Origin of the sequence: Algoriphagus confluentis, assembly GCF_036245625.1 — a bacterium.
GTDB classification, from domain to species: Bacteria; Bacteroidota; Bacteroidia; order Cytophagales; family Cyclobacteriaceae; genus Algoriphagus; species Algoriphagus confluentis.
The window spans coordinates 335,784-350,115 of the sequence record NZ_BTPD01000004.1; the positions used below are offsets into that span (position 1 = coordinate 335,784).

Consider the following 14,332-nt stretch of genomic DNA (forward strand, 5'->3'; position numbering starts at 1 on the left):
GGGAGACTTACCTTACAACTTTCCAACCTTCCAACTTTAGAACTTTAATCCAATAATGCCCGAATATCCTCATTATCCAAGCTTTTCATAAAGCTTTCCTCATTGCTGATCAACTCCCCTGCAAGGGCTAGCTTCCGATCCTGAAGGGCCATGATCTTTTCTTCCACGGAGCCTCGGGTGATGAATTTATAGATGATTACCTTGTTTTCTTGACCGATACGGTGGGCCCGGTCGATGGCCTGGGCTTCTACGGCAGGATTCCACCAAGGGTCGAGTAGAAACACATATTCCGCCTTGGTTAGGTTGAGACCTACGCCACCAGCTTTGAGTGAGATGAGGAATACCTTGATCTTATCATCATTTTGGAACTTCTCCACCTGTGCCTGTCGATCTCGGGTGGAGCCATCGAGGTAGGCATAGGGAATATTATTCTCTTCCAAAAATGCCCGAACTATACTCAGGTGCCGAACAAATTGGCTAAAGACCAACACCTTGTGATCCTCTGAAATGGTCTCCTGAAGCATGTATGTGATATCCTCCAGCTTTCCGGATTCTCCTTTGTAATCTTCTCTTACCAGCTTGGGATGATTGGCGATCTGACGAAGCTGTGTCAGGCCCCGAAGTAGGGTGAATTGCTGAGCACCACGGCCTGCGCCGGCCAATTCGCCGATGATCTTTTCCCGGTAGTAGCTTTTCACTTCTTCGTATACCTTTTCCTGCTCTGCAGTCATATCAGAGTACTTCACATTGGTCAGCTTCTCCGGCAGGTCCTTGGCCACTTGGGATTTCAATCTTCTGAGGATAAATGGCTTGATCATCGCATGGAGGCGCGAAGCTTTGTCCTTGTCATTTTGCTTCTCAATGGGCAGCAAAAACTGTTTTTTGAACATATTCTGATTGCCCAAAAGCCCAGGATTGACAAAGTTCATCTGAGACCAAAGGTCCATGGTTCCGTTTTCTACCGGAGTACCGGTGAGAATGAGCCGACGTTTGCTTTTCAGCTTGTTGACAGCCACGGCGATATTCGAAGATGGATTTTTAATCGCTTGGGATTCATCCAGAATGATGTAATTGAAGTAAAAGTCCTTCAATACGTCGATGTCCATTCGTACAATCCCGTAGGAGGTCAGGACCACATCATAGCCTCGAAACTTCCAAGGATCTTTGATCCGCTGCGTGCCTGAATAGACTAGGATTTTCAGCTCGGGAGCAAACTTTCTGGCTTCCAACTCCCAGTTGTAAATCAGGGAAGTGGGCATGACAAGCAGGGAAGCAAAGCCGGGATTTTCCTCCTTTTCGTAAGAAAGCAAGGCCAAGGCCTGCACAGTTTTACCCAAACCCATATCATCTGCAAGACAGCCTCCAAACTGATACTCGTTGAGAAAACGCAGCCAATTGTATCCAGCCTGCTGATAGGGGCGAAGTGTACCATTGAATGAAGAGGGGATTTCGTAGTCGTCAATCGCATCAAACTCCCGCAGCCGTTCCAATTTCAGGCTAAGGGTAAGTTTGATTAGCTCCCCATTTTGCAGTTCGCGGGCAAAAGCCAGGTGATGCTTGCGAAGCACCAACTCGTCTGCAGACCGCTCTTCAATGAAATTGAACAGCTCCGAGTAGTTGACGAACCAAGAAGCTGGAATCACGGCAATCTCCCCATTCGGCAGCTCAAATTCTGTCTTGCCGGAGATGATCAAGCGACGGATCTTGGCAAAAGGAACCAAGTACACCCCAAACTTGATCATCGCCTTGACATCAAACCAGTCAATGTTTTCATTGACTTCAATGGTGATTTGAGCCTTGCCAATATGGTATGTTTTGCCATTGAGTCCATTTTTCTGGACGATTTGGATCCGATTATCTTCGAGATATTCCTCATGGGTACCCAACCACTCAAAGGCCTGGGTTTTTGGAAGACTGAATTTTCCATGGATGAAGACCATTCCTTTTTTCTTGAGAATGGTCTCATATTTCTTTTCTACCTGGGAAGTTCTGACCGTCTTGAAAAAGATGTAGGTATCGTTTTTTTCTTCCAGGCGGACCGAATTGCCGCTGTTTTCTCCTCCCGAAGACTGAATGCCAAAGTCATATTCTCCGTATTGGAATCGGAGTTCAAAGACGATTTTGCTTTCCTCAGGAACAGAGATTTCACTTTCAAATAGATCCTCTCCTCCATTGTATTGGAGTTCCCTGATTGCCAAAAGGGCTTGGGGAGAGGCTTGCTCCGTTTTGATTTCAAAACCCTTGGCCTCCACCTCAAATTGGGTAATGAGGTTTTTCATAAAACCACGATAATATCCGGGCTCTATTCTTTTCTCGATGACGATGAATTTTTTATTGAGGAAAGCCTGCAGCTTCTTTCCGTCTATCCCCTTTTCGAAGTGAAAAAGCTGTTGATTGACTATCAACCAAGCCGGCTCTTTGCAAATGAAATAGCCGTTTTTGTACTGCCAATCCAGTTTTAGGTTTTTGTGCTTAATGGTAGGCCAATAGTGGGTATTATCCGGGTTTTTATGAAAATGAAACAAAACCGTAGCTGGTTCGGGATTAACCTGAATTTCTTTCCAGGCTGGGTATTTATCCGACCCCATTTCAAAAAGCCGCTTTCCGATCAGTTTGGGAAGAATTTTGGATCGTTTGATCTCCAAGTTTTCTGCCAATAGCCCTTGTATGTCCAAGTCTTCCGTTTTGGGATCATAAATTTTCTGCAGGAATTCCGTGGGCTTAATATTCTTCTTTTTCATGTACTGCTTTGCAATCACTTCGGGCTGCATTGAGTCCATGAGTTTGATCAATTCGTAGTCGGTGGCATCCAAGCCGGAGTCAAATTCCGCAGCATTGGCGGAACTGATGTTTTGGTAGGCCAGAGAAAGCCGACCTTTTTCGTCCAATTGCACAACAAAAGACTCCAAAAGAAGCCCGAGGTACTCGTGACTGAAAATAGAATAAACGATCTGAAAAGGTTGATCCGAATTAACTATCATAGGGGATGTTATATAGTCTGAGAATAAATTCGAAGACTATACTTTGAAAGGTTGACGGTGAGGCAATGAATACACAAATTGAAAAGTACTAAAAAAGTCCATTCCTTCAGATAGACGTAGGAGTAATTTTATGAAAAAAGCCTGAATCTTATCGATTCAGGCCCTTTTCTTCCTTCCTTCTGCCCAAAATCAAGGGGTAATCTCTTCTTTAGGGGCAGTAGCCTCCTCTTTTTTTTCAGGAAAAAAGCGGTTTTGGAAAATAAGAATTATTGCTACCCCAATGAAAATTGAAGCATCGGCAATGTTAAATATCGGCCAAAGGGCAGTATAACTTCCTCCCCACAAAGGAACCCACTCGGGTATATATCCTTCCCATATATCAAAGTAAAACATATCCACTACCTGCCCATGAAACCAAGGAGTAGGCGCATTGTAAGGTGCATTATCCAGCCAAACCCCATAAAATACAGAGTCTACCAAATTGCCAATAGCTCCACCCAATATCATGGCGATACACAGGATATATAAAGGATGGTTTTTCTTTTCAATAATATGAGCAAGATAATACCCTATCCCTACCATAGCCACGAGACGAAAAGTGGTCAAAATCATTTTTCCATACTCAGAGCCTAGCTCCATGCCAAAAGCCATTCCCGGATTGGTCGTGTAATGAAGCTTAAACCAGTCTCCGAAAATGGGAATCTGTCCCGGCGTACCAAAGTCCATCTGAAAGTGAACCAGCATTTTTACTGCCTGATCTATGGCAATGACCAGAAAAGCAATCCCAAAATATTTAATGTAATTATTCATTAAGTTGGCTTTAGGCCTTGTTTACGTTTACCAGCAGTTCAAAATCGTCCATATCCAACAAGGTTCCTTTTGCTATTGGCTTCACTTCCAGTATGTTAGCTTGAGTCTCGGATTGGATATAGTCCCCAAAGGAACTTACCGACGATTCCACCAATTCGTTTCCGCTTGCCAAGACAATCTGAATTTTGTCCTGTACTTCCAAGCCCATGTCTTTTCTGAGGTTTTGGATCCGGTTGACCAAATCCCGGGCTACGCCTTCCTGCTTCAATTCATCAGTAAGATGGACATCCAAGGCCACGGTAAGCCCTTGGTCCGAAGCCACAGACCAACCCGGGATATCCTGAGTGGTGATCAATACCTCCTCGAGCAAGATGTCCATGGATTCGTTTTCCACGGTGATTTCAAGCTTGCCTTCGCGCTCGAGCTTGGCGATTTCAGCCTGACTCCAGGCGCTAATGGCGGCATTGACCAGTCGAAGCTTGGGTCCAAGTTTTTTACCCAAAACAGGGAGGTTGGGTTTGACATTTTTTACAAAAATGCCGGAAGCGTCATCCAGATATTCTACTTCTTTGATATTGACCTCTGTTTTGATCAAGTCCTCTACATGCTCTATCTGAGCCTGAGACTTTTTGCTCAAAACCGGAATCAAGATTCGCTGAAGCGGCTGACGGACTTTCAGCTTTTCCTTTTTGCGAAGCGAATGCACCAAAGAAGAAATGGTCTGAGCCAAATCCATACTCTCTTCCAAATCTTTGTTGATCAAGGACTGATCTGCTGAAGCCCAATCCGTCAAATGAACGGAGGCTTGGGCACTTTCGCCCGCTTCTGTCAGATTCTTATACATCCAATCGGCATAGAAGGGAGCAAAAGAAGACATCAACTGGGAGATCGAAAGCAAACACTCGTATAAGGTCTCGTAGGCCGCCTGCTTATCCGGGTTCATGTCCCCTCTCCAGAATCGCTTTCTTGCCAGTCGCACGTACCAGTTGGACAGCTGATCTACGGTGAAATTCATGATGGCCCGGGTCGCCTTGGTCGCATCGTAATGTTCCATGGCTTCCTCCACCTCGGCGATCAAGGACTGCAATTTGGAAACAATCCACTGATCAAGCTCTGCACGCTGACTTACTGGAACAGATTTCTCCTTGTCGTAGACAAAAGCATCCAAATTGGCATAAAGGGCAAAGAAATTATACGTATTCTGAAGGGTGCCAAAGAAACGTCGCTGCACTTCTGCCACCCCGTCCAGATTGAATTTCAGGTTGTCCCAAGGATTGGCATTGCTCAGCATGTACCAGCGCAAGGCATCCGGACCGTATTCCTTCAGGGTTTTGAATGGATCGATGGCATTGCCCAATCGTTTGGACATTTTGTTCCCGTTTTTGTCCAGTACGAGTCCATTGGCGATTACATTTTTGAAAGCCACACTGTCAAACAGCATTACAGCGATCGCATGCAGGGTAAAGAACCAACCTCTTGTCTGATCTACTCCTTCTGCGATATAGTCTGCGGGATAATTGGCTTTGAAAATAGCCTCGTTTTCGAAAGGATAGTGCCACTGTGCATAGGGCATCGCCCCGGAATCAAACCACACGTCGATCAAATCCGGCTCACGGAACATCTTTTCCCCCTTGGCAGACACCAGAATCACATCGTCCACATAGGGTCTGTGCAAATCCAGTTCTTTTCCTTCGTAAGGGGATTTCTCCATGAAACCAGCCGCGATGGATTTCTCGATTTCGGCATTGAGTTCAGCAATGGACCCAATACATTTCTCTTCAGTCCCGTCGCTTGTTCTCCAGATCGGAAGGGGTGTCCCCCAGAATCGGGAACGGCTGAGGTTCCAATCCACCAAGTTTTCCAGCCAGTTGCCAAAGCGACCTGTTCCGGTAGCTTCCGGCTTCCAGTTGATGGTTTTGTTGAGGGCTACCAGCTGCTCTTTGTAGGCCGTGGTTTTGATAAACCAGCTTTCCAATGGATAGTACAAGATCGGCTTGTCCGTTCTCCAACAGTGGGGGTAGGTGTGCTCGTATTTTTCGACCTTGAAGGCCTTGTTTTCATTCTTGAGAATGATGGAGATTATCACGTCGGTGTTTTTGTAATCCGCGGCGCTCTCGTCATCATTGGTGTAGTTTTTCACATAGAAATCACTGGCCCCATAGTCTTTGTGGGCGGTAATTCCATGCTCCTTTATTTTGATAGCAAGGTATTCGCCTACTACAGGCAGAAATTTGCCCTGCTTGTCTACCACAGGAATATCATTTCCCAAGTCGTCCTTCACAAAAACGCCCGGTACATTATTCTGAACCAATGTCCTAAAGTCATCCGCACCAAAGGCTTTGGCCAAGTGAACGATACCCGTACCGTCTTCAGTGGTCACGTAGTCCCCAGCGACTACTGTGAAGGCAGGACTTGGCAAGGCCAAATCAGCGATGGGGAACAATTGCTCATATTCCCAACCCAGCATGGATTTTCCTTTAAACTCCTCGATTACCTCGTAAGGGATCAGTTTGTCGCCGGCTTTGTAATCCTCCAGTTTCAGTTCAGAAGCCTTTGGGTTAAGGTAAGCAGCCATTCTGGCTTTGGCCAAAATGACGGTAATCGGCTCATGGGTGTAGGGATTGAAGGTTTTTACTTTGACATAATCCAGATTTTCTCCTATCGCCAAGGCCGAGTTGGAAGGCAAAGTCCATGGCGTGGTCGTCCAGGCCAAGATGTAAGTATTTTCTTCCCCTTTCAGCTTAAACTGAGCCGTGATGGACGTGTCTTTGACGTCCTTGTAGGTTCCGGGCTGATTCAGTTCATGGGAGGAAAGACCCGTACCAGCAGCCGGAGAATAAGGCTGGATGGTGTATCCTTTATAGAGCAGCCCTTTATCGTATAGCTTCTTCAACAAGTGCCAAAGGGACTCGATGTAGTTGGAATCGAAAGTAATGTACGGATCATCTAAGTCCACCCAATAGCCGATTTTCTCAGTGAGGTCATCCCATTCGTTTTTGAATCGCATGACCGTCTCCTTGCATTTGCGGTTGTATTCCTCCACGGAAATTTTCTTACCGATATCCTCCTTGGTGATGCCCAATTCTTTTTCTACTTGGAGCTCCACCGGAAGGCCATGGGTATCCCAACCACCTTTTCGCTTGACTTGAAAACCTTTCAGGGTTTTGTATCGGCAGAAGATATCCTTAAGCGTACGGGCCATCACATGGTGAATGCCCGGAGTGCCATTGGCCGAAGGAGGTCCTTCAAAAAAAGTGAAGGTCTCGGCCCCTTCTCGGTTGACGATGGACTTTTCGAAGATTTGATTTTCTTTCCAATACTGAAGGACGGATTCTCCGATCTGGGGATAATCCACCTGCTTAAATTCCTGGTACGTTTTCACAATATCCTTTCTTAAGGGCAAGTCGGTGAACAAAACAGGGGGAAGATTTTCCCAGCCTGCTCAAAACAAGGCACAAAGATAGCAGAATTGGGGGTTTAGGGGAAACAAAATTGAAATACAGGGGATTTGATTTGGATTGGAGGTCGGAAAGCCTCCTCATGAAAAAGGATGGTATTCTTGGAGACTTCTATTCCTCTCTATTGCTTTTTCAAAATCAGAAAATTATCCGATTCGGGGCTGCTGTTTCTGAGTTGGATTCTGTCATTCTGGATAAAGACCTGATACCAGTCTGCGTTCAGCATGGAAAAAGGAGGAGTATTCGGGAAAGCCAGTCGGACTTCTACTCTACCAGAATTAGTGCCCGAACTCCATGCACCCTGACCGAGAAGTTGGGTACCTCGGAGTGCCTCTACCTGCCCGTTGGGAAAAAAGGAGAATCCAATCCCTTCAAATTCAGCACTTCGGTTGATTTTATCCACTTCGAAAAGGCTGATTTCCCATACCCCGGTGGAGAGATTTTGAACCAGGTTTTCGTCAGTACGGGAGGGGGACTCCTCCGAGATGCAGGAGAGAAAAAATCCTGATAAAATGAGAATGGAAAGGAAGGACTTCATCTGGCACATTTTATTCCCAATGAACGAACAAAAAGTTATTAAGTTTTAAATTATACGAGATGACTATTTTTTAAATAAAATCAATTAGTTTTCCGGAAAATAAACTAACTAATGAAACATACCCTCGTTATTCTACTTTTCCTTCTGCCTTTTGGAATGGCGTTTTCTCAGGTCCAAGTGGGAGTCTATCATTCTGGAATTTCTGCCCAAGTAGGGGTGGGAACGAATATCGAAAAGAAATTCTTTGGAGAACTCCGTTTTTGGGCCCCAGATCGCTTGGATCTGGATTTTGGAGTTGAAGCCTTAGGACAATACAATTTTTACCGATCCGAATGGTACAATTTTCATGGAGGCTTAATGATTGGCTATTACGGAGATGGTGCCATTGGCCTTCCTATCGGCGCCACCATTAAGCCCATATCCTCTTTTCAACGGCTGGGCCTACTGATGGAGGCCACTCCATATATTCTAGGGGGTAATTTTTTCCTTCGGGGTAACCTTGGTCTGAGAATGCGATTGGGAGGGGATTGAGTGGGAAAAGGAAAAGATCAATTCTCCTGATTTTTCCTCAAAATCTTCACTACTCGATTGTACACGATCTCGTGCAGATTCCAGGCATAGCCACCATTAGTATTGACAAACTGCACTATCACTGCATCGATATCAGGATGGTATCTGGCAATGCTTTGGTAGCCAGGCACCAGCCCTGTATGTTCATAAACGTAAACTGAGGAGTAGATTTCCTGCTCTTTTTCTGTGAGCAGGGTCCCGTCGATTAAGGCTCGAAGGAAAATTCCCACTTCCTCCGCCGTCGAAATCATCGAGCCTCCGGGATGGATAAAGTCATTTCCCTTGATGTCCAAGGGATAGCCGACAAAATATCCGCTCATGAGTTCGTCCGGATTCACTTCGGAAAGCAAACTGTAGGTGCGTTTCAAACCCAAAGGTTCTAAAATCTCAGCCCGAATAAAGTCGTGATGGGAATAGCCCAAAGTCTTGTCCAAGATCTCCCCGATCAGTAGGTAGTTGGTATTGGAATAGGCATAGTCTGCATTGGGAGCAAAATCTGCCGGAAGACCATAAATTAATTCCAATGCTTCTCGATTTTCAGTAAACGGCTTGTCCCAGGGGTAATCCGGCTGATCGGAATAGTTGGGAATGCCTGAGCGATGCTGGATCAGCATACGGAGGGTGATTTGGTCGGAATTCTCAATTTGATCGGCGATATCTGGCAGCAATTCAGCCAAGGTGTCATCCAGAGAAAGCTGACCATTGGCTACGATTTTACTGGCCGCAGCGGCGATATAGAGTTTGCTGATACTGGCGATTTTGAAAAGGGAGTGAGGATCAGCCGGAATTTTTTTGTCCCGATCTTTCCAGCCTGCTGAATAGAATTGCGGTTCTTTTCCTCCCTGATCAACATAGACAATGATTCCATCCAGCTTGTAATTCACGGCCAAATCTACCTGCTCCTGAATCGTATCCGGAGTGGGTGCCAGCCATGCGCGAAGGATTAGCCAGGGGACAAAATATATCGTAAAAGCCACGGAAAGGAGAGGAATTAGAATTCGGAAAATGGATTTAAAATTCATGATCTTGGTTTTTGAGGGCTGGGGTCAGAAGTTGGGTAATTTTGGAATGAATCCAAGGCACCCCTAGCAATCTAACTCAATTGGGAATTTGCTGGGCCGGAAATCAATTTGGAGTCAGGATTTGATTGCAACGAAAGCCCAAAAAGGGGTCTTATAAATAAAATTCTGCGGATTAGAAATTCGAAAATAAAGAAACAGAATAGTCCAGTAGCTCCAATGATAGCTAGAAATTTAACTAAAACTGGCCAATCCAATGGCAAAACCAAGGATGCTGCAGTATTCAATGCCACCATGTGCAAGATATAAACCGGGTACGCCGCCTGAGTCAGATAGCTCAAAATCGCACTGGGCTTATTCAAGTATTTGTAGCCAAAACCAAAAATGGCCATGATCCAAGTGGTAGATTCTATCGCCATCAAATAGCCGGGAGCGACCAAATCATAGACCATCCATCGAGTCAGATACATCCCCAAAGCTAGTCCTAGGTAAGCCCAACGCCAGTTCAAGACCGTTTTCCAAAAGGACCCCCCGCTATACACCAAAAGAAAGCCACAGAAAAACGCCATCAGGCCGATGAAGAACCCGTGCCAAGTCAACGCATACATTTCAAAGACCTGTGGCCTAACCAAAATTACTTCTAAGACAACCAGCAAAGAAATGGACAATGGTCCCAGGGGATTACCCATCCAAGCATCCAACTTCTTTCGGAATGCTCCTTTTTCTGACTTTTTCAGATAAAAGAAAACCGGTGTCAAAAGCAGTACATAGACAATAATGTTTCCCAGAAACCACAAGTGAGCCGGATGAGCGACATAGCCGATCGGTAAGTGGTAGTAAGCTTGGAAGAGCAGGAAATGAATCGGGACTATAGCCACCACTCCGAAAAGAAAGGGAAGCAAGATTCGCCTGCTTCGCTCCAACAGAAGTTCCTTCCAATTCCGCTTGCGAATGGCGAAATAAACGCCCATTCCTGAAACGAAAAATAGAAAAGGAATCCGCCAAACATTCAATAGGGTCATCGGCTTCCAAAGCCCCTCCATGAGTTCATCACTTTTGATAAAGCCCAGAAACATCGCCCAAGGCTGAAACACAATCGCAATATGGTAGATCAGCAGCAGGGCGATCGCAATCACCCGCAGCCAATCGATGTCGTATCTTCGTTGAGTTGTCATGATCATGAGTTGATTCGTATGATTACTGAAGCATCATGGCAATGACCGGACGGGTCTTTTCCAATTGCTCCATATCCAATTGAAGCCCCATGGGTCCGAGTTGCTGCTGCATCATTTCATAGATTGGTTTGACTTCGGCAAAAGATCCCATGACCGTCTCACGTGGGGTAAAGCCATAGTTGTTTTTCAGCGTTTTGTCGGCTGAGGCTTCCAGAAGCAGTTCTACCAGCTCTACCCGACCAAAGAAGGCCGCCGCGTGCAGTGGAGTAGTTCCGTCATTGTTGGCAATCTTCAGGTCAGCTCCGGCATCTAAGAGTTCTTGAGCGATATCCTTTTTGTCAAATGTGATCGCTGTAATCAAGGGAGTCGATCCGCTGAAGGGTTCCTTGACATTGATATCCGAGCCGGCAGCAATATGCTGCTTGACCACCTCTAGGTTATTGGTCATGACAGCCGTTTGAAGGTCAAGTTGAGGAGCTTTAATTTGCTGAGTATTCTCAGCCTTGTCTTGGGCATTGCTACATGAAGGCAAAAGAATCACTGCTAGTAAAAGACCTAGCAAAACTTTGAGCGAGTTGTTTTTAAGTGTGTTCATGATGTTGTTTTTTTTGTGAATGGGTTTTGTTTTTTGTTCGCTACAAAGTTGGGTCGATGCCCTCAGGCGGCTGTAAAAGGCAAGTTGCCAAAAGCATAAAGTATCGCTCAGGGATAAAAATTATGACGCAAGGCTGTAACCTATGACGCAAAAGCTCACTTATCCCAGGAGAATAGTTGGAAAAATGGTCTGTCCCTTTGCTCAAATTTCTCTACCTTGAAGATTGATTTTTGGCATGGCAGACAGTCCAAAACATAGCGAAGACTTCCTTTCGCAGGCCACCGCCTTGGTAGTGGAGCGAGCAGCTGATGAGCAGTTTGGTGTATCCGAACTCGCCGAAGCCATGAATATGAGCCGATCAAACTTGCTCCGAAAAATACAGGCAGCCACAGGCCTTTCGGCAAGTCTTTTTATCCGTAAAATCCGCCTGGAGATCGGTATTGACTTGCTCAAAGAGGGAAACCTGACCGTTTCGGAAGTTTCCTATCAAGTGGGTTTTGGAAGCGCTTCTTATTTTATCAAGTGCTTTCGAGAGCAGTACGGCTTCCCTCCCGGAGAAGTCGGCAAACAACGAATAGAGACCAGTTCAGAAGAGCCAAAACATGTGGTTCAACCGAAGGAAGAGCAAAATTCCAAAATCTGGATATTCGGCATTCTCGCTGTTTTGGCTGTGGTGGCGGTAGCTTCTTTCTTTTGGCCCAAATCCATTTCAGAGCTCTCTGAGGAGGAAAAATCCATCGCCGTATTGCCATTCAAAAATGAAAGTGCAGATTCCACCAATCTTTACTTTATCAATGGACTGATGGAGTCTACCCTGAATAATCTCCAAAAAATCAAGAATCTTCGAGTAATCAGCCGATCATCGGTGGAAAAATATCGAAACAGCAACAAAAGCATCTCGGAGATGGCTGAGGAACTCGACGTAAGTTATTTTGTCTCCGGGAGTGGGCAAAAAGTCGGAGATCAGGTACTGCTGAATATCCAATTGATTGATGCTCAGACCGAGCGGCAGATCTGGGCGGAGCAATACAACCGGCGGTTGGCGGATATTTTTTCCATCCAGAATGAAATAGCTACAAAAATCTCCGATGCCATTCAGGTGATCGTCACGCCGACCGAACTCGAACAAATCGAAAAGAGGCCGACAGAAAACCTCCTTGCGTACGATTATTATCTGCAAGCCTTGGAACCTTATCATTCCCGAACAGATGAGGGTCTTCTGAAAGGGATAGCCCTTTTCGAGAAGGCAATCGAGCAAGACCCCGAATTTTCTTTGGCTTATGCACACGTAGCCATCTCCTACTATCTTTTAGAGATGTTTCGTTCGGAAAAGCTTTTCACCGAAAAAATAAACGCCTATGCAGACAAAGCCTTGCTTTTGGACTCCAAGTCCGCAGAAAGCCTGACGGCTAAGGCCTTTTATTACATCCAAAGCGAAGAATTTGGGCTTGCGAGACCCTATCTTGAAAAAGCGTTGGAGTACAACGCCAATTCAGCTCTGGCTATACAGATGCTTGCGGACTTTTATTTTCGACTCGCTCCAAATACAGAAAAATACCTCGAGTATGCTCTTCTTGGGGTAAAGCTTCAGGTGACAAATGGAGACTCCACAGCTCAGAGTTACAGCTTGCTTCAGCTAGCCAATGCCCTGATGACCGCTGGATTTGTGGAGCAGGCAAGGGAATTCATCGATCGTTCACTCGTTTATGATTCGACTAATTACTATGCGCCACATCTGAGGTCCTACATTCTTTTTGCCAAGGAAAAGGATAATCAAAAGATGCTTCAACGCTTGATCAAAGAATGGAAAAAAGACTCCAGCCGTCTGGATATTTTACAGGATATCGGAAAGTTCTACTACTTGGAAAAGAAGTATGACAGTGCTTTTATGTACTATCACCAATTTGTGGAGGCTAGAGAAAAGAACGGACTGGCTATCTATGAATTGGAGAATTCAAAAATTGGATGGGTGTACGAGAAAACAGGAAACGTCCAAGAGGCAATGAAGTTCTTTAAAGAATTTGAAACTTTTGCTGAATCGGATCAATCCATCTATCGGAATATTGCCCTAGCTACCCAATCTGCTCTTGAGGAAAATTGGGGAAAAACTTTGGCATACTTGCAGGATTTTTCCAGGGAGCAGCATTTTCAATATTGGTTTTTGTACTTGGAGGACGAGCCGCTTTTTGAACCTATCCGATCCAGACCTGAGTTTCGAAATATCATGGAAAAGATCAAAACTAATTTTTGGAACCAGCATGAGAAAATAAAGGCCAGGCTTGATCAAGAGGGCTTACTTTAACCTTTACCCCAACTAAGAAAAAGAGGACCGCCGAAGCAGCCCCCCTTTCCCAAAAAAATGGTTTAGTTTCTTTCAAAAACTCACTTTGTAAATTCCTCCCAAAGGTCCGGCTACCTGGACTCCCTTACTGGTCATAGGAGTACTGATGAGAAAATAAACACTCCCGTCTTTGTCCACTCCCATGATCTTATTAAAGGTTTTTCTGGAACTCACGTAGTAAGTAGTCCCCTGATATTCAAAAGTCTGCTTGATTCTGAAGCCACCTTTATCGCATGATATTGATGTCGGTAAATTTCCCGTTGGTGACACTTACTTCCGGGCCTGTGCCGGTCATGGGACGAGCTTTAAAGGAAAATGTCCCGGACACTTTATTGTCCTCCAGCTTGGTGATGGTGAGAGTTCCGGAAGTTGCGTTATGGACCACTTGGTCTGCGGTAGTCCAGATAGCAGTGCCGTTCAGATCAAAATTCCCGGTGCGCTCAGCATCGAGCGTGATTGCCATACTCGAGCGGTCTGTGGATCCTGCCCCGATGGCAAAAACGGTAAATCCAGCCACAGTGGTGATTCGGCTGTTTCCGGAGGCTTTCCATTCCTTTCCATCGATGGTGGCTTCCACATTCAGAGACCCTTGGGGAATGTCATCCTCATCGCTTCCGGGACATGCAAAAAACACCAAGGCTAATAGACTGAGAATAAGAGATCGTAGTTTCATAGTAAATTATTTTTAGGCAAGATGCTTCAAAAGCTCAGGCGATGGAATCCCGCCAAATGGGTATATTCTATCCGTGCTATTGGGTAGGATTCAAAAAAATGTGCTTTCTTTTCCGAAAGCATATCCTGATTTCGGGCTTTTGTGCACTTTTCCGTATGTTCACTAAGCCAAT

The 14,332-nt window shown here is 45.4% G+C and carries 10 protein-coding genes; 2 read left to right on the forward strand and 8 right to left on the reverse strand.

All coding sequences use genetic code 11. The features are described 5' to 3' along the window. Positions 1 to 44 precede the first annotated feature (44 nt). The 4 genes from AAA943_RS08015 to AAA943_RS08030 form a co-directional block, all read right to left on the reverse strand. The gene (locus AAA943_RS08015; protein ID WP_338223710.1) at positions 45 to 2,981 is read right to left on the reverse strand and encodes a DEAD/DEAH box helicase; all 2,937 of its coding nucleotides are present in this window, start codon (positions 2,979 to 2,981) and stop codon (positions 45 to 47) included. A gap of 189 nt (positions 2,982 to 3,170) precedes the next feature. Then, the gene (locus AAA943_RS08020) at positions 3,171 to 3,791 is read right to left on the reverse strand and encodes a lipoprotein signal peptidase (protein ID WP_338223711.1); all 621 of its coding nucleotides are present in this window, start codon (positions 3,789 to 3,791) and stop codon (positions 3,171 to 3,173) included. Positions 3,792 to 3,801: 10 nt separating this feature from the next. Beyond that, positions 3,802 to 7,173, reverse strand: coding sequence for an isoleucine--tRNA ligase (gene ileS, locus AAA943_RS08025; protein ID WP_338223712.1), 3,372 nt, complete (start codon positions 7,171 to 7,173; stop codon positions 3,802 to 3,804). 197 nt (positions 7,174 to 7,370) lie between these two features. Next, positions 7,371 to 7,787 carry a hypothetical protein gene (locus AAA943_RS08030; RefSeq protein ID WP_338223713.1) on the reverse strand — a complete coding sequence of 139 codons (417 nt, stop codon included), beginning with the start codon at positions 7,785 to 7,787 and terminating at the stop codon, positions 7,371 to 7,373. A gap of 111 nt (positions 7,788 to 7,898) precedes the next feature. On the opposite strand from AAA943_RS08030, the gene AAA943_RS08035 reads away from it, so the two are divergent. Then, entirely contained in the window at positions 7,899 to 8,318 is a 420-nt protein-coding gene (locus tag AAA943_RS08035; RefSeq protein WP_338223714.1) for a hypothetical protein, read from the forward strand. 17 nt (positions 8,319 to 8,335) lie between these two features. Here the strand turns inward: AAA943_RS08035 and AAA943_RS08040 are convergent, their stop codons facing one another. From AAA943_RS08040 to AAA943_RS08050, 3 genes are all read right to left on the reverse strand, one after another. Beyond that, on the reverse strand, positions 8,336 to 9,379 hold the full coding sequence (locus AAA943_RS08040; protein WP_338223715.1) for a serine hydrolase domain-containing protein: 1,044 nt from the start codon (positions 9,377 to 9,379) through the stop codon (positions 8,336 to 8,338). Between the two features lie 71 nt (positions 9,380 to 9,450). Beyond that, positions 9,451 to 10,551, reverse strand: a complete 1,101-nt coding sequence (locus AAA943_RS08045; protein WP_338223716.1) for an acyltransferase family protein — start codon at positions 10,549 to 10,551, stop codon at positions 9,451 to 9,453. Between the two features lie 22 nt (positions 10,552 to 10,573). Next, entirely contained in the window at positions 10,574 to 11,146 is a 573-nt protein-coding gene (locus AAA943_RS08050) for an ankyrin repeat domain-containing protein (protein WP_338223717.1), read from the reverse strand. 235 nt (positions 11,147 to 11,381) lie between these two features. Here AAA943_RS08050 and AAA943_RS08055 point away from each other — a divergent pair, with 235 nt between their 5' ends. After that, positions 11,382 to 13,448: a helix-turn-helix domain-containing protein gene (locus tag AAA943_RS08055; RefSeq protein WP_338223718.1), complete on the forward strand. Its 2,067-nt coding sequence runs from the start codon at positions 11,382 to 11,384 to the stop codon at positions 13,446 to 13,448. Between the two features lie 265 nt (positions 13,449 to 13,713). On the opposite strand, the gene AAA943_RS08060 is transcribed toward AAA943_RS08055, so the two are convergent. Further along, positions 13,714 to 14,160: a DUF6252 domain-containing protein gene (locus AAA943_RS08060; protein WP_338223719.1), complete on the reverse strand. Its 447-nt coding sequence runs from the start codon at positions 14,158 to 14,160 to the stop codon at positions 13,714 to 13,716. Positions 14,161 to 14,332: the final 172 nt, after the last annotated feature.

Coding starts and splice junctions, on each gene's coding strand:
- AAA943_RS08055 (WP_338223718.1), top strand. CDS start 11,382: ATGGCAGACAGTCCAAAACATAGCGAAGACTTCCTTTCGCAGGCCACC.
- AAA943_RS08045 (WP_338223716.1), bottom strand. CDS start 10,551: ATGACAACTCAACGAAGATACGACATCGATTGGCTGCGGGTGATTGCG.
- AAA943_RS08020 (WP_338223711.1), bottom strand. CDS start 3,791: ATGAATAATTACATTAAATATTTTGGGATTGCTTTTCTGGTCATTGCC.
- AAA943_RS08060 (WP_338223719.1), bottom strand. CDS start 14,160: ATGAAACTACGATCTCTTATTCTCAGTCTATTAGCCTTGGTGTTTTTT.
- AAA943_RS08015 (WP_338223710.1), bottom strand. CDS start 2,981: ATGATAGTTAATTCGGATCAACCTTTTCAGATCGTTTATTCTATTTTC.
- AAA943_RS08040 (WP_338223715.1), bottom strand. CDS start 9,379: ATGAATTTTAAATCCATTTTCCGAATTCTAATTCCTCTCCTTTCCGTG.
- AAA943_RS08035 (WP_338223714.1), top strand. CDS start 7,899: ATGAAACATACCCTCGTTATTCTACTTTTCCTTCTGCCTTTTGGAATG.
- AAA943_RS08050 (WP_338223717.1), bottom strand. CDS start 11,146: ATGAACACACTTAAAAACAACTCGCTCAAAGTTTTGCTAGGTCTTTTA.
- AAA943_RS08030 (WP_338223713.1), bottom strand. CDS start 7,787: ATGAAGTCCTTCCTTTCCATTCTCATTTTATCAGGATTTTTTCTCTCC.